Here is a 25790-nt window from a genome sequence, read left to right as displayed (position 1 = left end):
CCCGATTCTCACCGCGATGTAGCAGGCCCCAGACCTAAGCCCGCCATCCCCTTCATTCCGAGGAATCCCCATGTCTGAGCAAACCCCTGACAAGCAGCAATACCCGGCAATGCCTGTGCTGAAAACCAGCCGCATTGCGGCGGGCCAAAAGAGCCGCCGGAAACTTCGCGGCGTGGAAATCGTGGCCCTCGCCGCCTTGGTGGCCCTGATCGGCGCCGGGGCGGCTGTTGCCGCCGTCACCACGGGAAACCGTGACACCACGGAGCCGCCTGCCGCAGCAGCCGGCCCCGCCGCCGAGCTCCGGCTCGGCTATTTCGCCAACGTCACGCACGCCCCGGCCCTCATCGGTGTCAACGACGGCATCCTCGCCAAGCATCTGGGCGCCACCGATCTGAAAACGCAGGTGTTCAATGCCGGTCCCTCCGCCATCGAGGCCCTGAACGCCGGCGCCATCGACGCCGCCTACCTCGGCCCCAACCCGGCCATCAACTCCTTCGTGAAAAGCGGCGGTGAATCCATCCGCATCATCGCCGGGGCCACGAGCGGCGGGGCGCAGCTGGTGGTCAGGCCGGAGATCACCTCGGCGACGCAACTGCGCGGAAAGGTCCTGGCCACCCCGCAATTGGGCGGCACCCAGGACGTGGCGCTGCGTTCCTGGTTGGCCGGGGAAGGCCTGGCCACCACGCCCAGCGGCGGCGGCGATGTCGCCATCAACCCCACCGACAACGCCAGTACGCTGAAGCTGTTCCAGGAGGGAAAGCTCGACGGCGCCTGGCTGCCGGAGCCGTGGGCCTCCCGCCTGGTGCTCCAGGCCGGGGCAAAGGTCCTCATCAACGAGGCCGATCTGTGGGAGGACGGCGACTTTGCCACGACCATCCTGATTGTCAGCAAGGCCTTTCTTGACGCTCACCCCGAAACCGTGGACGCCCTACTGGCGGGCAATACGGAGGCCATCGACTGGCTCAACGCCCATCCCCAAGACGCAGCCACGGCGGTCAACGCCGCCTTGAAAGCACAAGCGGGAAAGGAACTGCCGGCGGATGTCATCGACCGCTCCCTGTCGGAGTTGAAGTTCACACCGGACCCGCTGGCGCGCACCTTCCCGAAACTGCTGCAGGACGGTGTCACCGCCGGAGTTGGCAAACAGGCGGACCTGTCCGGGATCTTTGCTCTCAAACCCTTGAACCGGATCCTGGAAAAGGCCGGTACTGCCGAGATATCCGCGGGCGGCTTGGACTAACCCTCCTCCGTCGAGATGTGCGATGACGCCCTGTGCGCCGCCAGCCCAATCCGTCGAAGTTTGAGATGACGCCCTGTGCGCCGCCGGGGACAGGGCGTCATCTCACCTGCGCCGCCGGGGACAGGGCGTCATCTCACACCTCGGCGGAGGGGGTGGGGGGAGTGCCGGGGCGGGCGCGGAGGTGACAGAGGGCAGGGGGCGCATTATTTGTGACGCCGCGTGAACTACCGTGACCTTGGGAGTCCCGGTCATTGATGCAGCCCACCCGCGTTCCCTACCGTTTAACCATGACTACACGCGGAGACGCTGCCGAGCCGCAGCCAGCCCAGCCCCTGCGCCTCACACGCATCGTTGCCGGCGAGAAGGCCAAGCACAAGATGCGCGGGCTGGAGATCCTGGTCGTCACCGCCTTGGTTGCACTGATCGGGGCCGGAGCCGCCGTGGCGAGCGTCAACGCGAAGGGCGCCAGCGACACCGGGATGGCCGCAGCTGCCGCAACCCCGGCCGCCGTCGTCAAGCTAGGTTACTTCGGCAACATCACCCACGGGCCGGCACTGGTGGGCGTGGAAAAGGGCATCTTCGCCAAGGACCTTGGCGCCACCGGGCTGGAAACGCAGGTGTTCACCACGGGACCTGCCACGGTGGAGGCGCTGAATGCCGGCGCCATCGATGCCGCGTATCTCGGCCCGAATCCGGCACTGAACTCCTTTGTGCAGAGCGGTGGCGAGTCCATCCGGATCATTGCCGGGGTGGCGTCGGGCGGGGCACAGTTCGTGGTCCGGCCCGGCATCAGCGACGCTGAGGACCTCCGCGGGGCAACCATTGCCACCCCGCAGCTGGGCGGCACCCAGGACGTGGCGCTGCGCAAGTGGCTGGGCGAGCGCGGACTGGAAACCAACACCTCCGGCGGCGGCGACGTGAACATCACCCCCACCACCAACGCCCAGACTTTGCGCCTGTTTCAGGATGGGAAGATCGACGGCGCATGGGTCGCCGAGCCGTGGACCTCGCGGCTGGTGTTGCAGGCCGGGGCCAAGGTCCTGGTCAACGAGGGTGACCTCTGGGACAAGGGCGAATTCAGCACCACCGTGCTGGCCGTGAATAAGAGCTTCCTGGAGCAACACCCGCAAACCGTGGCGGCGCTGCTGGCCGGGCACGTCGATGCAGTGAAGTGGCTCGGCGAACACCCCGACGAGGCCGGGGCCGTCATTAACGACGCCCTGACGGTGGCGATCGGCCAGCCGTTGGAGGATGACGTCATTGCGCGGTCCCTGTCCGAACTGAAGTTCACCTCGGACCCACTGGCCGGGACCTTCCCCCAACTGCTGGAAAACGGGGTCAGTGCCGGCGTCTCCAAACCGGCGGACCTGAACGGGCTCTTCGAGTTGACACTGCTTAATAAGGTGCTAAAAGCTGCCGGGCAACAACCCGTCACGGCAGCGGGATTGGGAACAGAATGACCGAGCTGCTGATTGCCGGAGCCGAAACTGACAGCCGCAGACGCGGGGGAGCCGACGGCGCGGGCCGGGCACCCGCCGTCGTCCTTGAGAACCTGGGCAAACGCTTTGGTGGCGGGGCGCCGGTGCTGGAGGACATCAACGCGACCGTCTACCAGGGCGAGTTTGTGGCCCTCTTGGGGGCCTCCGGCTGTGGAAAGTCAACGCTGCTGAACATCATTTCCGGGCTTGACGTGCCTTCGGCCGGCGCGCTCGAAGTGCCGGAGGCGGGGGCGGCGTTCATGTTCCAGGAATCATCGTTGTTCCCCTGGCTCAGTGCGCGCGGCAACGTGGAAATGGCGTTGAAGCTGCGCGGTGTGGGGCGCGCCGAGCGCAGGGTGCGTGCCGCCGAACTGCTGGACCTGGTGAACCTTGGCCACTCCATGGACAAGCGCCCGCACGAGCTCTCCGGCGGCATGCGCCAACGCGTGGCGCTGGCACGGTCGCTGGCGCAGGACCGGCCGCTGCTGCTCATGGATGAGCCGTTCGCCGCGCTGGATGCGATCACCCGCGACCTGCTGCACAACGAGCTGGAACGGATCTGGAAAGAGACCGGCCGGACCATTATTTTTGTCACCCACAATGTGCGCGAGGCTGTGCGGCTCGGGCAGCGCGTGCTGCTGCTCTCGTCGCGGCCGGGGCGCGTGGTTGCTGAATGGAACGTTTCCGACGAGCATCGGACCAACGCCGCAGCGGCAGGTTCATTGACCGCCGACATCACCACCCGATTGCGCCAGGAGATCCGCAAACATGCCTGAAACAGTAACGTCGCCGCTGCTCAAGAGCGGGACCGAAGAGGAAATGCGTTCCCTGGAAGCGGGGCTGGATTCGCTGCAGTCCGAGGCCGTTGAACGCCGCGGGGTCGACTGGTCCCGGGTGCTGCTGCCGCTGGCCGCCTTCATTGTGGTGCTGCTCGCCTGGCAGTTCTACGTCTCGCTGGGACTGCGCCGCCGCGACCTGGTGCCGGGGCCGCTGGATGTGCTTGGTTCACTGGGTGCGCTGTGGTCTGCAGGGACTGCCCAGGAAGCCATCTGGACCTCGCTGCAGCGCGGCATTATGGGCTTCACCATCAGCATCGTGGTGGCCACGCCGATCGGTTTGCTGCTCTCCCAGGTGCGTCTGCTGCGCCGCGCGTTTGGGCCGCTGATTTCCGGGTTGCAGGTGCTCCCGTCCGTGGCGTGGGTGCCGGCCGCCATCATCTGGTTCGGGCTGACCGACGCCACCGTCTACTTCGTCATGTTTATGGGCGCCATCCCGTCCATCATCAACGGGCTCATCGCCGGTGTGGACCAGATCCCTCCGCAGTACCGCCGCATGGGCCAAATCCTGGGCGCCTCGCGCTGGGAGATGGCCGTGAACGTGGTGCTCCCGGCCGCGCTGCCCGGTTACGTCGGCGGGCTCAAGCAGGGCTGGGCGTTCTCGTGGCGGTCCTTGATGGCTGCCGAGATCATCGCCATGGGCGGCTCCTTGGGCTTCGGACTCGGATCGCTGCTGGAACAGGGCCGTCAGCTCTCCGACATGGGCATCGTGATGTCGGCCATCCTGATCATCTTGTTCGTGGGCATTCTTGTGGAGCTCGTGGTGTTCGCCCCGGTGGAGAAGCGCCTCCTGCGCGGGCGCGGACTGCTCGCCGGCAGCACCCGGTAATTAAAACCGCGACAAGGAAGCCGCAGAACTGGCAGATACGGCGGGTGCCTACCAACTGGACCTGTCAGCTCGGCGGTACGGTCCCAGGATCCGTGGACCCTGGACCCTGGAGCTTGGGGCGTCAGCGACCGGATCCGTCCAAAGAGCCGGATTGGAGCATCGCAATGATCAAATGCACCGGGCATGGAACCGGAGGATAGCATGGCTGAGGTGCTGTGGATTGTCAGTCCGGCAACCGTCTTCACGGCAAACATTTAGCCATCCCCTTTCCGAAAGCAGATCCTAATGAAAACTATCGATGAACGCGCACTGGCTCTCGGCATGCCGGCCGAGGGGGCACCATCCGACTACCTGAACCTATGTGCCAAAGTGGGCTCCCTCTACTTGACGTCCGGCCATACCAGCCCGGGCACGGGCCGGCTGGGCCATGACCTTACCGTCGAGGAGGGGCAGCAGGCGGCCAGGGAGGCAATACTGAGCCTCCTGGCATCTGCCCGCAAGGCACACGGCACGCTGGAAGGACTGCGGGTGGTCCGCTTGATGGGTTGTGTGCAGGCGACGCCGGACTTTACGGAACATGGGGACGTTATCAATGGGGCCTCGGACCTCATCCATGAACTCTTCGGTCCGGAATACGGCCATCATGCCCGAAGCGCGCTGGGTTTCGCCTCGCTGCCCGGTGGCAGGGCCATTGAGATCGAGGCCATCCTTGAGGTTGTGGGCGGCTAGCAGAAGCTTCTTTTCGAATCCAATCGTCCTGGGGACGGTTGTGGCGGGGCGTCCCGCCGCGGGGTGGCCCCGTTACCGGCGGCGCAATGGTACCGTCATGAAACTCGCGGAATGTGTCCTCCCATGACGCCGCGTGAACTGGTGTAACGCGCCCCTTGTCCCTCGATATCGGCCGTCCCTAAGGTCGAAGACATGGCAATTGTGGATCTTTACCCAACCTCGCTCCGGCTGCTCGGCCGCCCCGTCCTCGTGGTGGGCGGCGGCGCCGTTGCGGCCCGCCGGGCCAAGGCATTGCTCGACGCCGGAGCCCGGGTCACGCTGGTCTCTCCCGTTCTCAGCGCCCCGACACAGGAATTGGCTGACGCCGGCCTGATCACCTGGCTCGGCCGCGGCTACGAAGCAGCCGACATGACCGGCGCCTGGTACGCCGTGGCAGCCACGGGCAGCTTGGAAGTGGACGCCCGCGTGGCGGCCGACGCCGAATGGAACCGTGTCTGGTGCGTCAACCACTCCGACACCCAGGAATCGGCCGCGTGGACGCCCGCCGTTGCGACAGTTGAAGACATCAAGGTGGCCGTCAACGCCGGGGGAGACCCACTGCGTGCCGTGGCCATCCGCAACGCCATTGCGGCTGCACTGGAAACCGGGGAACTGCCGCTGCAGAGATTCCGGGGCACGGCAGGCGGCCCTGTCAGCCGGGATATCGACAAGCTCGGCCGCCGAAGCGGTTCCGTTGCCCTCGTCGGCGGCGGCCCCGGCGCCGAGGACCTCATCACGGTGCGCGGGCGCAGACTTCTGGCCGAGGCCGACGTCGTGGTGGCCGACAGGCTCGGACCCCGCGGGCTGCTGGAAACACTGGGCGAAAACGTCAAAATCATCGAGGTCGGCAAGACCCCTGGCCACCACCCCGTTCCACAAACAGAGATCAACGCGATCCTGGTTCGCGAAGCCCAAGCCGGCAACCGGGTGGTCCGGCTCAAGGGCGGGGACCCCTACGTGCTGGGCCGTGGCGGGGAGGAAGCCATCGCCTGCCGCGAAAACGGCGTGGATGTGGAAGTTGTCCCGGGTGTCACCAGTGCCGTCAGTGTCCCGGCAGCGGCAGGAATTCCCGTCACGCACCGTGGCCTGGCCAAGGCGTTCACCATGATCAGCGGCCACGAAGAGCTGGAAAACGTCCCGCACGGCAGCGACCACACGGTGGTCCTGCTCATGGGGGTGGGCACGTTGAACCGCTCCATGCCGATTCTTGAAGCGGCGGGCCGCGGCAGGGACTGCCCGGTGGCCATCATCGAAAACGGCTACGCCAAAAACCAGCGCGTCACGATCGGCACGCTTGGCACCATCACGGCCCTCGCCCAGGCGGGCCAGGTGCGCAACCCGGCGGTCGTCGTCGTCGGCGATGTGGTGCGGGTCAGCCCGCTCGCCCCGGAAGAACTCGCCACGGCCAACTACGGCACGCGGGAAACTATCAGTTCTCTCTCTTAGACTTATCCATAAGCCCTTTGCACACAACGAAATGAGCACCTCCGTGTCATCACACACTCCAGCTGCGCCCGGAACCCAGGAGCGTCCGTTGCGCATCGCCGTCATTGGCTCAGGCCCCGCCGGCGTCTATGCGGCGGACATGATTACCAAGAGCGCGGCAGTGCGCGACGGCCTGGTCGTCAGTATTGACCTGTTCGACCGATACCCTGCCCCGTACGGCCTGATCCGCTACGGCGTCGCCCCGGACCACCCGCGCATCAAGGGCATCATGAACGCCCTTCACAAGGTGCTGGACCGCGGCGACATCCGCTTCTTCGGCAACGTCGACTACGGCACGGACCTGGCGCTCGAGGACCTGGCGAAGCATTACGACGCCGTCATCTTCGCCACCGGGGCCATCAAGGACGCGGACCTGAACATTCCTGGCATCGAGCTGGACGGCTCCTACGGCGGCGCGGACTTCGTCTCCTGGTACGACGGCCACCCCGACGTGTCCCGCGAATGGCCGCTGACCGCCAAGGAGATCGCCGTGATCGGGAACGGCAATGTGGCCCTTGACGTGGCCCGCGTCCTGTCCAAACACGCCGACGACATGCTCGTCACCGAAATCCCGGACAACGTCTACCAGGGCCTGAAGGCCTCGCCCGTCACCGACGTGCACATCTTCGGCCGCCGAGGCCCGGCACAGGTGAAGTTCACACCGATGGAGCTGCGGGAGCTGAGCCACTCCAAAGACGTTGACATTGTGCTCTACGAGGAGGACTTCGACTTCGACGAGGCCTCCGATGCCGCCGTCAAGACCAACAACCAGGTCAAGACCATGGTCAACACGCTCACCAACTGGCTCGTCGAGCAGGAGGACGACGCCGCCGACCCCGCCACGGGTGCCTCCCGACGCCTCCACCTGCACTTCCTCCACAACCCGGTCGAGATCACGGGCGACGACGGCAGGGTCACCGGCATCAAATTCGAGCGCACCGAGCTGGACGGGACAGGCAACGCACGCGGCACCGGCGAGTTCATCGACTACCCGGTCCAGGCTGTTTACCGCTCCGTGGGCTACTTCGGCTCGGCCCTGCCGGACGTTGAGTTTGACCACCGCCGCGGCGTTGTCACAAACGACGGCGGACGCGTTCTGGGTGCCGACGGAACCCATGTGCCGGGCCTCTACGCGACGGGCTGGATCAAGCGCGGACCGGTGGGCCTGATCGGCAGCACCAAGGGCGACGCCCTCGAAACCATCACGCACCTGCTCGCCGACCGTGCAGAACTGCCGCTGGCCGCCGAGCCTGCACCGGAGACGATCGTTGAGCTGCTCGATTCCCGCGGCGTGGAATTCACCAGCTGGGAAGGCTGGCTGGAACTGGATGCCCACGAAAAGGCGCTCGGTGCCGCAGCCTCCGAGGACGGCCCCGTGCAGCGCGAACGCGTCAAGGTGGTGCCCCGCGACGACATGGTCAACGTCTCCCGCGGCGCCTCCGTCGTCGGCTAAGCCGGCGGCGCCGGCCTTGACGGGGCTACTCCCCCAGGTTCTCGGCGGCTGTCTCAAATGCGGCGTCCGGGTCGCGGGCCTCAATGGCCGCAAGCAGGTCCTCGTGGCCTTCCTGCGGGCAGCCGTCGCCCTGGCCGCCGCTGTGCGCTGCAACGTCGCTGCGGACAACATCGCCGAAGGACTCGTAGAGGCCGGCCAGCAGCGGGTTCGCGGACGCCCGGGCCACGGCCAGATGGAATTCCCAGTCGTGGGCGACCCATCCGGCCACATCCTTCGCTTCCCATGCACGACGCCGGTCCGCCAGCAGCGCGCGCATCTCACCTTTTTGCGCATCCGTGGCGTTCAGCGCGGCCAACCGTGCTGCCTGGGTGTCGAGGGCGAGCCGGACCTCCACTACGTGCTGGTTGCCGTGCCGGCCGATCAGCTTTTGCGTCGCCCCGGCAATTTCACTGGTGGCCCGCACATAGGTGCCGTCGCCGCGCAGGACTTCCAGCATGCCCACGTGGGCCAGCGACTTGATGGCTTCCCGGAGGGTGCCGCGGGAGACACCCAGCTCCTTCATAAGCTCCTGCTCGGAGGGGATGCGTTCGTTGACGGCCCACATTCCCGAGCTGATCGCGTGGCTCAGCTTCCCGGTGACCTCTTGGGCAAGTGGTTCGCGGTGGGAGGGTGTCAGGCTCATGCGGGGCTTCCTTCCGCAAGGGGCACAGCAGTCGTTGCGCCCGTGTTCCGGCCGCCCCTGTCCCGGGAAACGCCGTCCCGCTTGGTGGCGGTGAGCAACCAGGCCAACACCACCTGTGCGGCGGCCACGCCCACCAGCAATATTAACGGCAGGGTCCAGCCGCCGCTGAGGCTGTGCGCCAGGCCCAGGCCGAACGGGCCCATCGTCCCCAAAAGGTAACCAACAGACTGGGCGACGGTGGACATGGCGGTGGCGTCCGCCGTCGTGCTTCCGCTCTTGCTGATGACGACCAGGACCAAGGCGAACACGCCAAATCCGAAACCGAGGAGCAGGGCGGGGGCGACGGCGGCCGGCGCGGGGAGTGTCAGAAGTGCGACGGCGCCCAGCAGGTAGGAGCCGCTGGCGAGCATGAACGCGAGGCGCAAACCGCCGGGGCGGCTGGCCAATGCGAGTAGGCCGATGTTCGTGACAACCGTGACCACCTGCGCCAGGCCGAGCATCAGGCCGGCGGTGGCGGGGTCGAGGCCGCCGTCGATCAGGATCAGGGGCAGCCAGCTGATGATGGAGTACGCGGCGATGGCCTGGATCGTGAAGAATGCGGTGATCAGTAAGCCCTGGCGGGTTTTGAGCAGCTTCCACGGTGACGTGGCGGGGCTCGGTGCGGCGGCGGGTCGGCGGTGCGCGGCGAGGGCGATCGGGATGAAGGCGAGCAGCGTCACCACGGACAGGATGGCCCACGCGGCCAGGCCCAGCGACGGCGAGTCCAGCTGCATGGCCAATGGCACGCTGACGGCCGCCGAGATGGTGGCGCCGAGCGACATGGTGATGGTGTAAACGCCCGTCATGGCGGCGGTTTTATGGGCATAATGTTCGCGGATGAACGACGGCATGGCCACGTTGCACACCGCGAGCCCGGACATGCTGACAATCGTTCCCAGGAGCAGCATTCCCACGCTGGGAACCGCCCGCAGCGCCAACCCCGCCGTCAGCGTGACCAGGGCGATGGCGATGGCCTTCTCAACGCCAACGCGGCGGACCAGCCATGAGGTTGCGGCTCCGGCAATCGCGAAACACAACGTGGGGATGGAGGGGAGCAGTGCCGCCGTGAAGGCGCCGTAGCCGACGACCAGTTGCAGGTCGTGGTACAGGGCCGAGGCGCTGGAGATGCCTGCGCGGAGGTTGAGGCCGATGAGCACGATGGCGAGGATGCCGAACGCGGCAATGAGCCGTTTTTGGGGGTTGGGTGCGGAAACCGGATGAGCGGCTGCGGGCGTCTGGGCAGGGGGCTGGGGGTGCTGCAGAGTGTGAGACATTGCTCCAATAGTAAAACGTTAGACGTTAGACGTTTGATGTCTAAGTCGTGTGGTGTTGGGCTGATCACCGCGGTGGCAGTGCCGAGGCGTGAGATATGGCGACTTAGATGGGTTGTATTCGCCATATCTCACGTCTCGCGACGAGGGCGAACCGAATTTTCCATTATTCGAAGTCCCTTCGCGTGCTGAGCTTCCCCCGCAGGGACTGTCCGGCCAGATTGTGCGGATCCGGCCACCCGCCCTGGACAAGCATTCGGGCAATCTTGGTGATGGCAACCTGTCCGCCGTTCTTCATATCGTGGTTGTTGATCAGGGCCTGGTGCCAGTCGAGGGATTTAGTGACGAAGTCGCGGTCGTGGTCCTTGCCTTGCTGCTCGGCCGTGAAGTGGTGGGCACCGTCGTACTCGGCACAGGTACGGTACTTCTTGCAGGCCAAATCTGGGCCTACTCTTCCTGTGCCGCTGGGGTCCTTGATTTCCACATTGCACTCGAACGCTGGCAGGGGGGTCCGTTCGATCAGGAGACGGAGCTGTGTTTCGCGTGGCGAATCCGAACCGACACGCACTAATTCCATGGCGGCGCGGACCTTTCGGATCCCCCGCATTCCGGTGTGCCTCTCGATGTAGTTGTGTAGTGCGCCCAGTGAGACCATGGGAAATTTTGGTGGTTTGAAGCTGTACGCATGGGCGCAGACGATTTGGTCCGCGATCTCCACGATTTCGTCAACGGCCAGCAGCGGGGCAATGTCGAGGAGTGTGCGCTGCACAGACGTCACCAGCATGCCCGCAAGCTCGACCACGTCGCCGTCTTCCAAGAACAATTCGTGGCCGCGGAGAAGATTTCTTTGCGGCCTGCCCTGACCCATGGGCCGAGAGATTTGCAGTAGTGGGTGGTTCTCCAGCCGGGACGGCAGAAAGAGACCGTGGAGGCTGGCTGCCGTGTTGTGGCTGGCGATACCGTCCGGAATCAGGGAGAGGTTCGCGCGGCAAATGCTGCGCCAATCGCCCAGGCCTTGGTGGGGAATGCGAATGCTTCTGCTGGGCGTCCACAGATCTGGCGCGCGGGTGCGTGAGCGGCTGAGCCCGGCCCGTTCGGCTTGATCGAGGGTGAATGCCTGTTGGGCCAGTGGCCAGGGGAGTGGTTTGGGTGTTCTCATACACCCATTAGCGGCCAAAAATGGATCGCAAGGGGGCCAAAATACGCCACATGGACAAATCTGTGGACAAGTTCCACTCGGCCCGGCCTGTGGAGGAATGAACACGAAGCGCTGCTGCGCCGAGACGTGAGATGTGGCGACTTAGAACCTTCGTAGTCGCCATATCTCACGCCTCGGCGCGGACAGGAGGCGAGGCAGGGCCCGGATGCCCGGTGCCCGGCGTGCCCAGCGTGCCCAGGATCAGGAAGGAGGCGACAGCCTGCGCACTGCAAGGGCCAGCCACAATTGCACGCGGTCCGGCGTCAGTGCGGGGTCGTAACCGGTCAGCTCGGCGATCTGGGTCAGCCGGTACCGGACGGTGTTTCGGTGCAGCGACAGCGCTTCTGCCACGGCGGCGACTGAGCCATTGAGCCGCAGATACGTCTCCAACGTGTCCAGCAGTTCGGAGCCGTGCGCGGTGTCGAAGGAGGTCAGGGGCCCCAGCGCCTCTGAGGCCATGTCGGCCATGGGCACGTCCTCGCTGGCCAGCAGCAGGGAGGTCAGGCTGAGCCTTTCGGGGACGTTGACCTCCAGTCCGCGTGTGGCTGCCTCACGGGCCTCAAAGTAGCTCCAGCGCAATCCGTTCGCCTGGGAATAGGCGCCGCCAATGCCCACGGGTGCCGTGATGCCAACGTTGTGCATCTGGTGGCTCAGGGCCCTGCCCAGCGAGGCGGGGTCGCCGGCCTTGGTGGGCACCACCAGCAGCAATTCCTGCCGACCCTCGGAATGCACTGTTGCGGCAATCGCCTGCTCCAAGAGGGGAGGCAGACTGATCGTGGACAGCGTTGCAAATTTGCTTTCGTCACAGCTGACCAACAGCACAAAGTTTTTTGCCGAGGCGGAGATGCCAAGATTTTCCAACCTGGCAGCCGAGTCCGCTGCCTCCAGCGTTCCGCGGATGACATCGGAAATGACCTGCCCGGCAATTTGCCGTGCCGCCTGCCTTCGCTGCATCAGGTTGTTCAATTCGATGCTGATCAGGCCGCGCGCGTAGTCAACAATCCCGTCATCGTGAACCGGTTTGCGGAGCCAAAGTGTGCTGGCATCGCGTTTGCCTGTTGACAGCGCAACCGCATGCCACGCGCCGTCGTCCGGGATGGTGCCGGGCATGGTGGAGGCAACCTCGCCGCCGTACTGGGTGATGAGCAGGTCCGCGGAGACCATGGCGGAGAGCTTGAGCAGCAGCGCCGGCAGTCCGCCGCCCGTCAACAGCGCCCGCGCCAGCACCTGGTGTTCGCGCAGCAGCCGCTCCAGCTTGATGTAATGGTCGGAGGAAAGGGCGTCGGCCACGAGCTTGCCGATGGCAATAAACGGGGTGCTGTAGGGGACTTCCACAACGGGAACGCCCCACCGGTTCGCCTCGGCAATGAGTGCCGGGGGCACCGACTCATGCTCAAAGCCAATGCCAAAACCAATTCCGACGGCGCCCGCCCGCTTGATCTGTCGGACAAAGGAGCGCTGTGCGTCAGCGGTGCCCTGCCGGGCTCCCGTGGTCAGCACCAGTTCCCCGCCGCTGAGGAAGGACTGCGGGTTTTCCAGCTCGGTGACAGCAACCCAATCGATGGCAGCCGTCAGCGGGGTTCGGCTGGAACCCATGTTCTTGAGCAGCAAGCTGGGTACGCCGAGGAGGTCCGCTAATGAAAGTGCCATGGAACAACTATACAAACGCACTACGGCTGTACGGTGAAGTGGTGCAGATGGCTATTCGGTTCGGATGGCTGCGGGGCCTAAGCTGTCGCATATGCGGTGCATACACCGCCTTCCACATCGAGCTAAAGAGGTTGAACACTGTGGTCCAGACCTTGCAGAACTTCATCAATGGAGAGTTTGTTCCTGTAACGGGCACGGATTCCCTGGATATCGTCAATCCCACCAACGGCGAGATTGTGGCGAAGGCGCCCATCTCCAGTCAGGCCGATGTGGACGCCGCCATGGAGGCGGCAGCCACCGCGTTCAAGACGTGGAAGCACGCCACCCCGGGTGAACGCCAACGGGTGCTGCTGAAACTTGCCGATGCCGTTGAGGCCCGCAGTGGCGAACTTGTCGAGGCGCAGCACCGCAACACCGGCCAGGTTCGCCAGATGATCGCCGATGAGGAAGTTGGTGCCGGCGCAGACCAGTTGCGCTTCTTTGCCGGTGCGGCACGACTGTTGGAAGGCCGCTCCGCCGGGGAGTACATGGAGAACTTCACCTCCTTTGTGCGCCGCGAACCTGTTGGTGTCATCGCCCAGGTCACCCCGTGGAACTACCCGTTCCTCATGCTCATCTGGAAGATTGGCCCCGCGCTGGCGGCAGGCAACACGGTTGTTCTCAAGCCCAGCGACACCACGCCCGAAAGCACCCTGGTATTCGCCGACATCGCCAAGGACATTGTTCCGGCAGGCGTCCTGAACTTTGTTCTGGGCAACGGTGCCACGGGCGCATCCATGGTTGACCACAAGACCCCCGCCATGGTGTCCATCACCGGATCCGTGCGTGCCGGAATCGCTGTGGCCACCGGGGCAGCAAAGGGCCTCAAACGCGCCCACCTGGAACTCGGCGGCAAGGCCCCGGCAGTTGTCTTCGCCGACGCCAACCTGGGCAAAACGGCCCAGGAAATTGCGGAATACGCCTTCTTCAACGCGGGCCAGGACTGCACGGCCATCACCCGCGTTCTTGTGGAAGAATCAGCCCACGAAGAGTTCGTGGCCGCCCTGGCCACTGCATCCGAAGGCCTGGAAACCGGCAACGAGGACGATTCCAAGAACTACTTCGGCCCGCTGAACAATATCAACCACTTCAACCAGGTGGTCGATGTGGTGGCCAACATCCCCGAGTACGCCACGGTGGTCACCGGAGGCACCCGCGTTGGCGACAGGGGCTTCTACTTCGCACCCACAGTGGTTGACGGTGTCAAGCAGACCGATGACATTGTCCAGCAGGAAACCTTCGGCCCCGTCATCACCGTCCAGACGTTCAAGACGGAAGAAGAGGCCGTCGAGCTGGCAAACGACGTCGAATATGCCCTCGCATCCAGCGTCTGGACGTCCAACCACGGCGTGGCCATGCGCCTCGCCCGCGACCTCGACTTTGGCGTGGTGTGGATCAACACCCACGTCATGCTCACGGCCGAAATGCCGCACGGCGGCTTCAAACAGTCCGGCTACGGCAAGGACCTCTCCATCTACGGCGTGGAAGATTACACCCGGATCAAGCACGTCATGAGCAACCTGGACGCGTAAGTCCCACAAACCCCTTGGCGCGGCGGCACGTTCGCGTTTGAACAACATTGAGAGGAACTTCCCATGAGCGATATCCAGTACCGCCTTGCCCAAAAACGCCAAATTCTCGGAGCATTCCCCGGCCCCAAGTCGCAGGCACTTAACGAACGCCGCAAGTCGGTTGTGGCCGGCGGGGTTGCCTCCACCGTTCCCGTTTATGTAGCGGACGCCGACGGCGGCATCATCGCCGACGTTGACGGCAACTCCTTCATCGACCTGGGGTCCGGCATCGCCGTCACCTCCGTCGGCGCCTCGGATGCCAACGTCGTTGAGGCCGTCCGCGAGCAGGTGGGGCACTTCACCCACACCTGTTTCATGGTCACCCCGTACGAAAGCTACATCCAGGTTGCCGAAGAGCTCAACGCCCTGACCCCCGGCACCCACGAGAAGCGCACCGTGCTGTTCAACTCCGGTGCCGAGGCTGTGGAGAACGCCGTCAAGGTGGCCCGCCTGGCCACCGGGCGCGACGCCATCGTCGCCTTCGACCACGCCTACCACGGCCGCACCAACCTGACCATGGCGCTGACCGCCAAGGCGATGCCGTACAAGACGAACTTCGGCCCGTTCGCACCGGAGATCTACCGCGTGCCCATGAGCTACCCCTACCGCGAGGAAGCAGACATTAAGGGTGAAGAGGCGGCACACCGCGCCATCACCATGATCGAGAAGCAGATTGGCGCCGACTCCGTCGCCGCAATCCTGATCGAGCCCATCCAGGGTGAGGGCGGCTTCATTGTCCCGGCCGACGGCTTCCTGCCCACCCTGGCTGCCTGGGCCAAGGACAACGGTGTCGTCTTCATCGCCGACGAGGTCCAGTCAGGTTTCTGCCGCACCGGCGAATGGTTCGCCACCGCGCACGAGGGCGTTGTCCCGGACATTATCACGATGGCCAAGGGCATCGCCGGCGGCCTGCCGCTTTCGGCCATCACGGGCCGCGCGGACCTCATGGATGCCGTGCACCCCGGCGGCCTCGGCGGCACCTACGGCGGAAACCCGATCGCCTGCGCCGCAGCACTCGCTGCCATCAAGACGATGAAGGAGCACGACCTCAACGGCCGTGCCGCAAACATCGAACGCATCGTCACCGCACGCTTCGAGGCGCTCGTTGCGGAGATGGGCGAGGCCGGCATCATCGGCGAAATCCGCGGCCGCGGCGCCATGCTGGCGATCGAACTGGTCCAGCCGGGCACTGCCAACACCACCAAGGAAGTCAACGCGGAGGCCGCCAAGGCCATCGCCGGCGCCTGCCTGGCCGCCGGTGTCATCATCCTGACCTGTGGCACCTACGGCAACGTCATCCGCCTGCTCCCGCCGCTGGTCATCAGCGACGAACTACTCAACGATGGCCTGGATGTCCTCTCCGACGCGATCCGCGCCTCCGCCTAACCGCCTACTCGCCGAGATGTGCGATGACGCCCTCTCCGGGAGGGCGTCATCGCACATCTCGGCGAAGTGGTTGGGTTAGTACGTGGGTGCGGCCGCGAGGCCGAAGTGCTGCTCCAGTGTTTGGTAGCCGCGGTTGTGCATGTCGGTGGCTGTCCGGACGCCGATGTAGCGCAGATGCCAGGGTTCGTAGGTGTAACCCGTTGCCCAGTCATTGGCCCACGTGTAGCGGATGATGAAGCCGTACTGCCAGGCGTGGTTCCTGACGAACTCTCCGGCGGGCGTGTTTTCGAAGCAGGCCTGTAGTGAGCACGCCCCGTTGGGGTTACCGACGTCCATGACCAAGCCGGTTTGGTGTTCGCTGAAGCCGGGCCGGGCGGAGATGGTGTCGGCGACGGCCCGGCCGTACTGAGACACATAGGAGTTGTAGAGGCCCACCTGTGTGTCGTAGGAGCGGAATCCGCTGACGGTGGTGACCGGCACGCCCGCCGCGGACGCTCCGGAAACCAGCTGTGAGAACTGCCAGGCCGCCTCGCTGCGCATGAGCTGGGAACCCACCCAGACAAGATCTGGGGGTGTTTGGTTCATGGGTGAATTGGGCCGGCGCTTGTTGACCACCACGCCGGTACTGGAAGGGGAGGGGGTGACGCTGACACCCGCAAAGGTGGGCCAGGTGATGGTGCCGCCCTGGAAATATTGGCTGCAGCTCAGCGGCGTCCCGCCGCAGCTCTCGTCACTGACAGGATAGCCCAGCGGGCTGAGCTCATAACCCATCTGGACCCACTTGGCTCCGAGGGCGCCATGAACTGCATGGGATCCTATGGAGGGCTGCCAGTAGACGTAGCCCCCCTGAAAATTTTGTACGCAGCCCCCTGCAACCAGCGCACAGTTTTCACCGCTGATTGGGTAGCCAAGGGGGCCGCGTTCAGCCGCTGTCTGGTCCCAGTGGAACCCGATTCCCCCGGCAATGGGGTTGGCCCCCGTATTAGGCTGCCAATAGATGCGGCCGCCCTGGAACTTCTGAACGCAGCCAGAATTCACCAGCGTGCAATTTTCATCTGTGGTGGGGTAGCCGAGGAAACCGCGCTCCCAATTGAGCGATGCCCACCGCCCCGCGATGGCGCCCACTGTCATGTGCGCCCCGGTGGCCGTGGACCAGTAAATGCTGCCGTTCCGGTACGAGCGGTAGCAGCCCCCTTGCCGCAGGTTGCATCGCAGGGGTGTGATGGCCACCCGAGCTGCGGGTTTGAGACGTATTTCGAGGCGATCGCTCCGTTGTCCGGCGTTGTCGCCAGGGCTGCCCCGGGCACTGCCAGGAACGTCCCCACCATGGCAAACACTGCCATCACCAGGAGCATCAATCGTTTTGTTTTCATGGCAGAGCCACCCTGTCCAATCTGAGTTGATTTTTTGACACTAAACCGATTCCCAGGGCAGGACAAGAGGTTTCGCTGATGTCATGGATGCGTGGCGGACCGGTTGGCTCGGTAAGCTGAAGGAATATTTTCCTTCAGGCGCGGCACATTGGGGTGGCATGAGCAACCAGGACTTCGACCGGCGGTACCCGGCCATGTTTCAGCCCGGAACGGATGCTGAGAGTTCCGCGATCCGTGAAGGGGTCCTGCCGGTGCAGGAAGTGATCCCCCAGGTGCTGGAAGACGCCCCGCAGCTGCAAGACGAGAGCATATCCGGCGCAGAGGAAACTGCCGCCGCGGTCCAGCCGGACAAACGGTGGATGCTGGCGCCGGCAGCGGCCGTGCTGCTGTTTGGGGGAGGGCTGTTTTCACTGTCGGCCCAGTACTGGGCCACGTCCTCCAGCGGAGGCCCGCCGGGTTATCCCGGAACCGTCTACGCCGAGTGGGGCACAGACCTTGCACCCGCAGCATCCGCCCTGATTGTCGCAGGCCTGGGCATCGCTGCGGCATCGCTTTTCCTGGTGTCCAGACGGACTGCCGAGCGGGAATCCGCAGGGAGAAAAGCGTTTGGGGTTGTGGCCGTCCTCGTCGCTGTTGTTGCCTTGCTCGCACTGTATTCCTTTGCCTTGTTCCCGGGCCAGGCAGACTACGCAGCTGCGGCCTACGACGGCGTGCCCCGGCGGACACCCTGGCCGACTGCCATCCGGCCGACCGGCACGTGGACACTAACGTTGGCGTTGTTCATGCTTGCTGTGCTCGTCATCGTGCCGCGCAGATGGGCTGAGGAAATAGCTGGTACGGAGACACCGGGGGCACAACCTAGCGCGCCGGACTTTTCCACCAAGAACGCCCTGTGGTGTGGTGGCCTGGCAGTGGTTGGGGGCCTGGCTGCCTTATTGGCTGCTTCCATCCTCCCGGCAGTTGACAGCGCTGCACCAAGGTATCCGGACGCACAAGCATTCGATGCGGGGTTCATAATGATGCCGATTGGGCTCCCGATGTTGGTGGCAGGCCTGCTGGTGTTGGCGTGGGCAACCATTCAAGGAAGTCTTGGCCTCCCCAGCGGGGCAGTCACAGACAAACATATGAAGGAAGCAAAGGAACAGCCTTGAGCAAGCAGCCATTTGATGACCGCTATCCGGCGATGTTCCAACCCGGCGGTGAGGCCATGCCGGCAGGGATCCATTTGCCTGTCACACCGGCCGACACTATAGCTCCGGCGGCTGTGCCCGCCGCAGTTCCCGTGATGCCGCAGGCGCCCGGACAATACAGCACGGCATCAGATGCGCAGGAAGCCTTGGCCGCGACAGGACTGCCAATCCCCGCCGCAGCAGGACTGGCTGGGACAGAACTAGTCGACTCCAACGCAACAGCCGACCCCGGCGCAGGCGCCAAGAGCCCGTGGCTGTTGTGGCGCGTGCCGGCCATCGTCGGTGCCCTGCTGCTAAGTCTCGGTGTGTTGTTGCCAGTGCTTCCCTCTTGGATCGCCAAGTCCTCCGGGGATCCCAATGAGATGTATGCCGGCGAGATGTGGGCCTACGTTGCGTCGCAGGCTGCCGCGCCAATGGTTGGTGTGGGGGCGGGGGCATTGGCACTGTTGTTGTTCCTCTACACCCAGCAGCACCCAACACGCAGGGAAGGGTTGCGGCGGCTGTTTGCGATTGCTTCGGCAGCGGTGCTGGCCGCGGGGCTCTTCGCCCAGTTCGCCACGTACATGTATCCGCCGATCCGCCACGAGAGCGTTGACTCATTGTCCGGGCAGTCGACCTTTTTCATGAGTCCCTCGACCTTTGTCAGTCTTCTGGGATTGTTCGCGTTCGGCCCCCTTGTCGTAGGCCTGTTGATGTTTGCGGCGCTGGCGATCAGCCACAAAACTTCCCTGATACGTGCCTACACAGTGGGGCTGCTTCTTGTCGCCGTCGCCGTATTCTCACAGTTTGCGCAAAAGATCTTCCCCAATGTTCCACTCTCAACCCAGTATTACGAGGGCGGAAACCAAGGGATTCCCGGCTGGCCGTCCATGTTGCCCATGTTGACTCCGGCATTGGTGGCCGCCGGAGTCATTGTCATAGCTGCCGCTGCACTTGGCCCCGTCATCACAGCGGTCATTCGAACACCACGGGATGCGCCCCAGGCGGGTCGCCTCGACGAGCGGAACGACGAAGTGGAACAGGCGGAGGACCATGTCCAGCCGGAACTTTGATGAACGCTACCCCTCGATGTTCCAGCCCGGAGGGGACGGGGGTGATGCGCCCGCATGGTCGCCTGCGGAAGGCGGCGCAGCGCTTGCAGGCCCGACGGGCGCAGCACTGGCTCCTGCCACAGTTCCGAAGGAAAAGACCGGGCCCGTCACCGAAAAACCGGACACCGTGACGGCAGCGCCGAGCCGGGACGCGAAGATGGACAGCCCCGTCTGGCCGCCCTGGCGCTGGCTCATTGCGTTGGGTGCCGCCGTTGTGATGATCGCCGCCGGAGTGTTTACCCTGATGGCGCAGTACTGGGTGCCCTCAAGCATGGAAATGGATCCGTCCCAGTTTCAGGGAATAGAGCTGCAGCCCTGGGGCCAGGTCGTCTTTGCGGCCGCACCAGCCCTGTTCACAACGGGGGTAGGCATCCTGGCCGCGATGCTGTTCCTTGCTTCACGACGCAAGGCGGAGTGGGAGCCTGCACTGCGGATCTCCTTCGCCGTGGTGGCGGTAACGGTGGGCGCAGCCGGATGGGTCGGATTGTTCGCAATAGTGATCTTCCCAGGCGCCATGTCGCAGTGGAGCAGGGCAGCAGGAAACATGGCCATGCCCTGGACCTACCTGGTGAGATTTAGTGGCAGCTGGCTGTTTGTCGCGGCATTGCTGATGCTGGCTGTGCTGTTCGTGGTGCCCCGGCGCTGGCGGCAATCCTTTTCGGACAACGACATGACGGACGACGCCGGACTGCCGGACTTGGCGGACAAAGGCACCACCCATCAAAGCTCCAACTCTTCTGAGGCCAACCCTTCCAAGAGCCAGCTTTCCGGGCGCCAGTCCACCGGCGGCCGCCCGTCCAGCATGCGCGGCCTATGGTTTGGGACCGCCGCGGTGGCAGCGGGCATGTTCGCCATGTTTGCGCCGTACCTGTTTCCGACGGCCACCGGCACGGTCATGGTGGAGCTCGCCGACGGGGGCCAGACCAGCCACCAGGACTGGGCGGTCTTGGCACAAAACCTGATCACGCCGCTGCTGCTCGTCGGCTTTCTGGTGCTTGGCTGGGCACTTGTCAGCCTTGCCATCACACCCCGGACCGGGCCGGCAGCGGAACTGGACGGATCCGGCGTCGTGCTTGGGAAAGAAGAACCCTAGGCCGGCCAAAGCACTTTAGAAGAAGCCTGTTGCACACACCCCTCGCGGCGGTACAGTCAATGCTACGAACGCCCCGCCGTGCACAGCGTTGTGCCGGGGCCAGCCGAAGGGTTTATTCATGAAGTATGTAGTTGGCTACCGGCCTGATGAACGGGGCGCCGATGCGGTGGCCTTGGCGGGGGTTCTCGCCCGGACCCAGGGTGCGCAGCTGCACCTGGTCACCGTGGTCCACGGCAGCAAGACCGCGGATCCGGAGATTGAAAAACGGGCCCTTTCCATGGTGCCCGACGGCGTGAAGGCCACCTTTTCGGTGCGGGTCGCCGACTCCTTCGTCCACGGTTTGATCGCCGCAGCCAAGGAGGATGACGCGGCGTTGATCGTGGTGGGCGCGGCCAGCAACGGGCTGTTCAAACGCTTCACGGTGGGCTCGGTGGCGAACGGCCTGCTGCACGCCTCGCCCATTCCTGTGGCGCTGGCCCCGCGCGGCTACAACCGCCGGGCCCCGCTCACCCGGCTGACCGTCATGACGGGGATGCGTGAGGGCTGGCAGGGCGTGCTCGACGTCGGCACAACAGCCGCCGGGCGCCGCCACCTGCCGCTGCGGCTGGTTTCCGTAGTGGAAATCGACCAGACCACCCAGACCGACTTTGACCTGGACAACGCCCTGAGCCCGGCGAGACAGCACGTCAACACGGTGCTCGCCGAGGCCGCGGCGAAGCTGCCGGACAACAAAGTCACCGTCACCCTCGCGCACGGGCGCAACATTGAGGAAGCCATCGACGGCATCGGTTGGAAGTCCGGCGAAGTGGTCATCGTGGGCTCCAGCCGGCTCGCCGAAAACCGCAAGATCTTCCTGGGATCAACGGCCAACAAGATCCTGCGCTCGCTGCCGGTACCCATGGTGGTGGTCCCGCGCGACTTCGTGACGCAGGGGATCTGACGGGGTTCAGGCCTCCAAGAAAGCGTCGCTGAACAGCAGCTGCAGGCCCTCCGCCATGGTGGGGTGGGCGATCACGGCATCGCGGACCCGCTGGTACGGGAGCCCTCCGAGCATCGCCATCTGCACCACGGCGATCACCTCACTGGACTCGTGGCCGAGCAAGGAAACGCCCAGAATCCTGTCGGTGCCGCGCTCCACAACGGCCTTCCACACGCCCTCGAGCTGGCCAACAGTGCGGGCGCGGGGGATAGCGGTGATGGGCATTTTGGCAACGCGAATGGTGTGCCCCGCGGCCCGTGCTTCGGCTTCCGACAGGCCAACGCGGCCCAACTCGGGCGTCGTGAAGACGCAGTACGGAATCAGCCGGTCCCGGGTGCTTTGCAGAACGCCGTCCGGTCCGGCGGCCAGATTGGCCTTCAGAATCCGGTAGTCATTCCACGACGCATGCGTGAACTGTGGGGTGCCGGCCACATCCCCGGCACCCCACACGCCGTCAGCCGTGGTGCGCAGGAATTCATCCACCTCCACCAGCCCCTTGCCGGCAAGCTCGACGCCGGCCGCCTCAAGTCCCAGCCCTGCCGTGACGGGTTCACGGCCCACCGCCACCAGGATCTCTGCCGCCTCCACGGTGCCGCCGCCGGCCAAGGAAACGGTGACCGTGCCATTGTGCCGGACCACCGATTCCGCCGCAGCACCCAACCGCACGGACACGCCGTCGGACTTCAGGGCAGCGGTGACGGCAGCGGAAACGTCGGCGTCCTCGCGGGGGAGCAGGGCGGCGCCGCGCTGCACCACTGTCACGGCGACGCCCATGATGGAGAGCATGGAAGCGAATTCGCAGCCGATGTAGCCGCCGCCCAGGATGACAATGCTTTCGGGCAGTTCCGCCAGGGCAAGGATGGTGGTGCTGGTGAGCGGCCGGGCCTCACGCAGGCCGGAAATGTCCGGAACCAGCGGCACCATCCCGGTGTTGACCACCACATTGGTGCCGGACAGCGTGCGGTGAGTTCCGGCGTCGTCCATCACCTCAACCGTGCGCGGACCGGTGAAGCGGGCCTGGCCGATAACCAGGTCCATTCCGGAGCCCAGGAATGACGTGCGCTGCCCGGCCACCATGGTCCCGACGACGTCCTCCTTGCGGGCGCGCAGCAGGTCGATATCGATGACGGGGGAGCCGGGGACGGTGATGCCGAATTCGGCGGCGCGGCGGGTTACGGCCAGCAGGCGGGCGCTGTTGACGAGGGTTTTGGTGGGGATGCAGGCGACGTTGATGCAGGTGCCGCCGATCATGCCCCGTTCCACCATCGCAACGCGCTGACCGGCCGAGGCGAGGTCCATGGCCAGCGACTTGCCGGCCTTGCCTCCGCCGATCACCAGGAGGTCGAAGTGTTCAATTGTCATGGCTTGCCTTTCGATTAGTGCGCCAGGCTGCGCAGCCTGGCCGTTTTGCGGTAGCTGATGAGCATGTCGGCGATCAGGATGGCCAGGGCGACCCAGACGATGGAGAACCCGATCCAGCGTTCGAGGCTCATGTGTTCGCCGAGGAGGGTGATGGCGATGATGAACTGGACCAACGGGGTCATGAACTGCAGCAGGCCGATGCCGGTCATGGAGAGCCGGCTGGCCGAGGCGCCGAAGAACAGCAGAGGCACGGCCGTCACTATGCCGGAAGAAGCCAGGAGCCAGAAGTGGCCGGCACCCATGCCGGTCAGCGTGGCTTGTCCGGCGAGGGTTAGCACCACCATGGCGCCAAGGGCGAACGGGGTCAGGACGGCGGTTTCAATGCTGAGACTGGTGATGGCGTCAACCTTGCCGCCCACCCGGTTTTTCACGAAACCGTAGGTGCCGAAGCTGAACGCCAGGACCAGGGCGATCCATGGCAGCTTGCCGTAACTGAAAGTCAGCACCACAACGGCCACGAAGCCCACACCCACGGCAATCCATTGCAGCGGCCGCAGCTTCTCCTTCAGGACGATGACGCCAATCAGGACCGACACCAGCGGGTTGATGAAGTAGCCAAGGGACGCCTCAACGGTGTTGCCCGTGGTCACGGCGAAGACATAGGTCAGCCAATTGATCACAATGAGGACGCCCGCCACGGCCAGGGTGCCCATGATGCGCTTGTTCTTCACGGCTGTGCGGATTTTGCCCCAGCCGCGGGCCACGGTGATGATGAGCGCGCAGAAGATCACGGACCAGACCACACGGTTGGCCACAATCTCGATGCTGTTGGCCGGCAGAAGCAAGATGAAGTAGATGGGCATCAACCCCCACAAACCGTAGGCGCCCACGCCGTACATGACACCCTTGGTGCCCTCGGATCGTGCGGGCCGGCCCGCTTTTTTGCGGTTGCCGGTTGTCGGCTGGGTCTGGGGTTCGCTCTTTGTCACTACCCCATGAGAGCACTGTTGGGGCGTTTACGCCATGTCCACTTGGAAGTCAGTGGCTTGAACGCGGCATTGCAGTCCACGGCAGGCGGGGCGGGCGGGCTGCCAGACGGGGTGCGGCTCGGTGAGGGCTTGCTCACTTTGCCCTGCACGGGGCGGCGGAAGACAATTACACTAGAAAAGTAGCGCTTAATTCGCGCTTTCGTGTGCAACAGTTGACTTGTCTTGAACACTGATTGGTCTTGATGTTGCGATTCACAGTTCGGAGGGACTTCTTTCTTGGCTAACTTGAGCGCCGCCCGCCCATTCCGCGTTGCCATCATCGGCTCCGGCCCTGCAGGCGTCTATGCAGCAGACATATTGACGAAGTCCCAGGAAGTTGCCGGCGGCGACGTGCAAGTCAGCATCGACCTCTTTGAATCGCACCCGGCCCCGTATGGCCTGATCCGGTACGGCGTGGCCCCTGACCACCCCCGCATCAAGGGCATCATGAACGCCCTGCACAAGGTGTTGGACCGTGGTGACATCCGCTTCTTCGGCAACGTCATGTACGGCCGGGACCTGACGCTGGCCGATCTGCGCGACCACTACGACGCCATCATTTTCGCCACCGGTGCCACGAAGGACGCTGTGCTGGACGTGCCCGGCGTCGACCTTGACGGCTCCTACGGCGGTGCCGACTTTGTTTCCTGGTACGACGGCCACCCCGACGTGCCGCGCGAGTGGCCGCTAAACGCCAAGGAGATCGCCGTGATCGGCAACGGCAACGTGGCCCTCGACGTGGCCCGCGTCCTCTCCAAGCATGCTGACGACATGCTTGTCACCGAAATACCCGACAACGTCTATGAGGGTTTGAAGGCTTCTCCCGTCACGGATGTGCACATCTTCGGCCGCCGCGGCCCGGCACAGGTCAAGTTCACCCCGCTTGAACTGCGCGAACTTTCGCATTCGCGCGACGTGGACATCGTCCTCTACGAGGAGGACTTCGACTTCGATGAGGCCTCCGACACCGCCATCAAGACCAACAACCAGGTCAAGATCATGGTCAACACCCTGACCAACTGGCTGGCGGAAGATCACGACGAAAGCCGGGTTCCGGCGTCGCGCCGCCTGCACCTGCACTTCCTGCACACACCTGTGGAAATCACCGGAGAGGACGGCAAGGTGTCCGGCATCCGTTTTGAGCGCAATGAGCTCGACGGCACGGGCAACGCTCGCGGGACCGGCGAGTTCGTCGACTACCCGGTCCAGGCCGTGTACCGTGCGGTGGGCTACTTCGGCTCCGAGCTGTCCGAGGTTGATTTTGATGCCCGCCGCGGGGTCATCCCGAACGACGGCGGACGCGTGTTGGCAGCCGACGGCACCCATGTGCCGGGCCTCTATGCAACGGGCTGGATCAAGCGCGGACCGGTGGGCCTGATTGGCAGCACCAAGGGTGATGCGTTGGAAACCATTGGCTGCCTGCTCGAAGACAGGCTGAACCTGCCCGTCGCAGCGCATCCCGGTGAAGCCGACATTGTTGAACTGTTGGAATCCCGCGGGGTTGAATTCACCACGTGGGAAGGTTGGAACAAGCTCGACGCCCACGAAAAGCACCTCGGGGAAAGCTACGTCCCCGCCCCCGGTATCGAGGTTGTGCGCGAACGCGTCAAGGTTGTTGACCGTGAGCAGATGGTGAACATCTCCAAAAAGTAACAGCTGCCCGCAGCCAATGGAACTGGGTCCTCCCGTTCCAGCCTGAATATTTCAGGTTGGAACGGGAGGACTTTTCTTTGCTTTCCAAGCCATGTG

21 protein-coding genes are annotated in these 25790 nt (G+C 64.5%); 14 read left to right on the top strand and 7 right to left on the bottom strand.

Going from position 1 to position 25790, the window contains the following annotated elements:
* Positions 1 to 70: 70 nt before the first annotated feature.
* The 7 genes from art_RS10790 (at position 71) to art_RS10760 (ending at position 8089) form a co-directional block, all read left to right on the top strand.
* Positions 71 to 1240, top strand: coding sequence for an ABC transporter substrate-binding protein (locus art_RS10790; RefSeq protein ID WP_253901326.1), 1170 nt, complete (start codon positions 71 to 73; stop codon positions 1238 to 1240).
* A 287-nt stretch (positions 1241 to 1527) separates the two neighbouring features.
* Positions 1528 to 2700, top strand: a complete 1173-nt coding sequence (locus art_RS10785; RefSeq protein ID WP_038464912.1) for an ABC transporter substrate-binding protein — start codon at positions 1528 to 1530, stop codon at positions 2698 to 2700.
* On the top strand, positions 2697 to 3494 hold the full coding sequence (locus art_RS10780) for an ABC transporter ATP-binding protein (protein ID WP_082000239.1): 798 nt from the start codon (positions 2697 to 2699) through the stop codon (positions 3492 to 3494). Before art_RS10785 ends, art_RS10780 begins: the two co-directional genes overlap by 4 nt.
* The gene (locus tag art_RS10775) at positions 3487 to 4383 is read left to right on the top strand and encodes an ABC transporter permease (protein WP_038464910.1); all 897 of its coding nucleotides are present in this window, start codon (positions 3487 to 3489) and stop codon (positions 4381 to 4383) included. Before art_RS10780 ends, art_RS10775 begins: the two co-directional genes overlap by 8 nt.
* 285 nt (positions 4384 to 4668) lie before the next feature.
* Positions 4669 to 5112, top strand: a complete 444-nt coding sequence (locus art_RS10770) for a RidA family protein (RefSeq protein WP_038464908.1) — start codon at positions 4669 to 4671, stop codon at positions 5110 to 5112.
* A 192-nt stretch (positions 5113 to 5304) separates the two neighbouring features.
* Entirely contained in the window at positions 5305 to 6597 is a 1293-nt protein-coding gene (gene cobA, locus art_RS10765; protein WP_038464906.1) for a uroporphyrinogen-III C-methyltransferase, read from the top strand.
* Positions 6598 to 6628: 31 nt separating this feature from the next.
* Positions 6629 to 8089, top strand: coding sequence for an FAD-dependent oxidoreductase (locus tag art_RS10760; protein WP_157875237.1), 1461 nt, complete (start codon positions 6629 to 6631; stop codon positions 8087 to 8089).
* A 25-nt stretch (positions 8090 to 8114) separates the two neighbouring features.
* On the opposite strand, the gene art_RS10755 is transcribed toward art_RS10760, so the two are convergent.
* The 4 genes from art_RS10755 to art_RS10740 all read right to left on the bottom strand — a co-directional run bounded on the left by art_RS10755 (position 8115) and on the right by art_RS10740 (position 12929).
* Complete coding sequence (locus art_RS10755) at positions 8115 to 8771, bottom strand: FadR/GntR family transcriptional regulator (protein ID WP_038464902.1); 657 nt, start codon at positions 8769 to 8771, stop codon at positions 8115 to 8117.
* A complete protein-coding gene (locus art_RS10750) occupies positions 8768 to 10084 on the bottom strand; it encodes a CynX/NimT family MFS transporter (protein ID WP_052136262.1) in 1317 nt (438 codons plus the stop codon). The genes art_RS10755 and art_RS10750 overlap by 4 nt, the downstream gene beginning before the upstream one ends.
* Positions 10085 to 10247: 163 nt before the next feature.
* Complete coding sequence (locus tag art_RS21020; protein WP_052136260.1) at positions 10248 to 11240, bottom strand: hypothetical protein; 993 nt, start codon at positions 11238 to 11240, stop codon at positions 10248 to 10250.
* Between the two features lie 240 nt (positions 11241 to 11480).
* Positions 11481 to 12929, bottom strand: a complete 1449-nt coding sequence (locus art_RS10740; RefSeq protein WP_038464900.1) for a PucR family transcriptional regulator — start codon at positions 12927 to 12929, stop codon at positions 11481 to 11483.
* Positions 12930 to 13069: 140 nt separating this feature from the next.
* On the opposite strand from art_RS10740, the gene art_RS10735 reads away from it, so the two are divergent.
* Together art_RS10735 and gabT are read left to right on the top strand one after the other, a co-directional pair.
* A complete protein-coding gene (locus tag art_RS10735; protein WP_038464898.1) occupies positions 13070 to 14500 on the top strand; it encodes a gamma-aminobutyraldehyde dehydrogenase in 1431 nt (476 codons plus the stop codon).
* 63 nt (positions 14501 to 14563) lie between these two features.
* Entirely contained in the window at positions 14564 to 15925 is a 1362-nt protein-coding gene (gene gabT / locus art_RS10730) for a 4-aminobutyrate--2-oxoglutarate transaminase (RefSeq protein WP_038464896.1), read from the top strand.
* A gap of 75 nt (positions 15926 to 16000) precedes the next feature.
* Here gabT and art_RS21680 read toward each other — a convergent pair whose 3' ends face one another.
* Positions 16001 to 17155 (bottom strand): D-alanyl-D-alanine carboxypeptidase family protein, encoded by a 1155-nt coding sequence (locus art_RS21680; protein ID WP_082000238.1) that lies wholly within the window; start codon positions 17153 to 17155, stop codon positions 16001 to 16003.
* A 301-nt stretch (positions 17156 to 17456) separates the two neighbouring features.
* Between art_RS21680 and art_RS10720 the strand changes: the two genes are divergently transcribed.
* The 4 genes from art_RS10720 (at position 17457) to art_RS10705 (ending at position 21612) form a co-directional block, all read left to right on the top strand.
* Positions 17457 to 18449 (top strand): hypothetical protein, encoded by a 993-nt coding sequence (locus art_RS10720; protein WP_038464894.1) that lies wholly within the window; start codon positions 17457 to 17459, stop codon positions 18447 to 18449.
* A complete protein-coding gene (locus art_RS21015) occupies positions 18446 to 19540 on the top strand; it encodes a hypothetical protein (RefSeq protein WP_052136258.1) in 1095 nt (364 codons plus the stop codon). The genes art_RS10720 and art_RS21015 overlap by 4 nt, the downstream gene beginning before the upstream one ends.
* On the top strand, positions 19521 to 20672 hold the full coding sequence (locus art_RS10710) for a hypothetical protein (protein WP_038464890.1): 1152 nt from the start codon (positions 19521 to 19523) through the stop codon (positions 20670 to 20672). The genes art_RS21015 and art_RS10710 overlap by 20 nt, the downstream gene beginning before the upstream one ends.
* A 118-nt stretch (positions 20673 to 20790) precedes the next feature.
* Complete coding sequence (locus art_RS10705) at positions 20791 to 21612, top strand: universal stress protein (RefSeq protein WP_038464887.1); 822 nt, start codon at positions 20791 to 20793, stop codon at positions 21610 to 21612.
* Between the two features lie 6 nt (positions 21613 to 21618).
* Here art_RS10705 and art_RS10700 read toward each other — a convergent pair whose 3' ends face one another.
* Positions 21619 to 23013: an NAD(P)/FAD-dependent oxidoreductase gene (locus art_RS10700; protein WP_052136256.1), complete on the bottom strand. Its 1395-nt coding sequence runs from the start codon at positions 23011 to 23013 to the stop codon at positions 21619 to 21621.
* Positions 23014 to 23027: 14 nt separating this feature from the next.
* A complete protein-coding gene (gene rarD, locus art_RS10695) occupies positions 23028 to 23912 on the bottom strand; it encodes an EamA family transporter RarD (RefSeq protein ID WP_038469672.1) in 885 nt (294 codons plus the stop codon).
* A 366-nt stretch (positions 23913 to 24278) separates the two neighbouring features.
* Between rarD and art_RS10690 the strand changes: the two genes are divergently transcribed.
* The gene (locus tag art_RS10690; protein WP_038464883.1) at positions 24279 to 25694 is read left to right on the top strand and encodes an FAD-dependent oxidoreductase; all 1416 of its coding nucleotides are present in this window, start codon (positions 24279 to 24281) and stop codon (positions 25692 to 25694) included.
* Positions 25695 to 25790 lie beyond the last annotated feature (96 nt).

It is taken from the genome of Arthrobacter sp. PAMC 25486, from assembly GCF_000785535.1.
Classification (GTDB): domain Bacteria; phylum Actinomycetota; class Actinomycetes; order Actinomycetales; family Micrococcaceae; genus Specibacter.
Note: the sequence above shows the minus strand (reverse complement) of the source record. Positions and strands in the feature narration are given on the sequence as shown.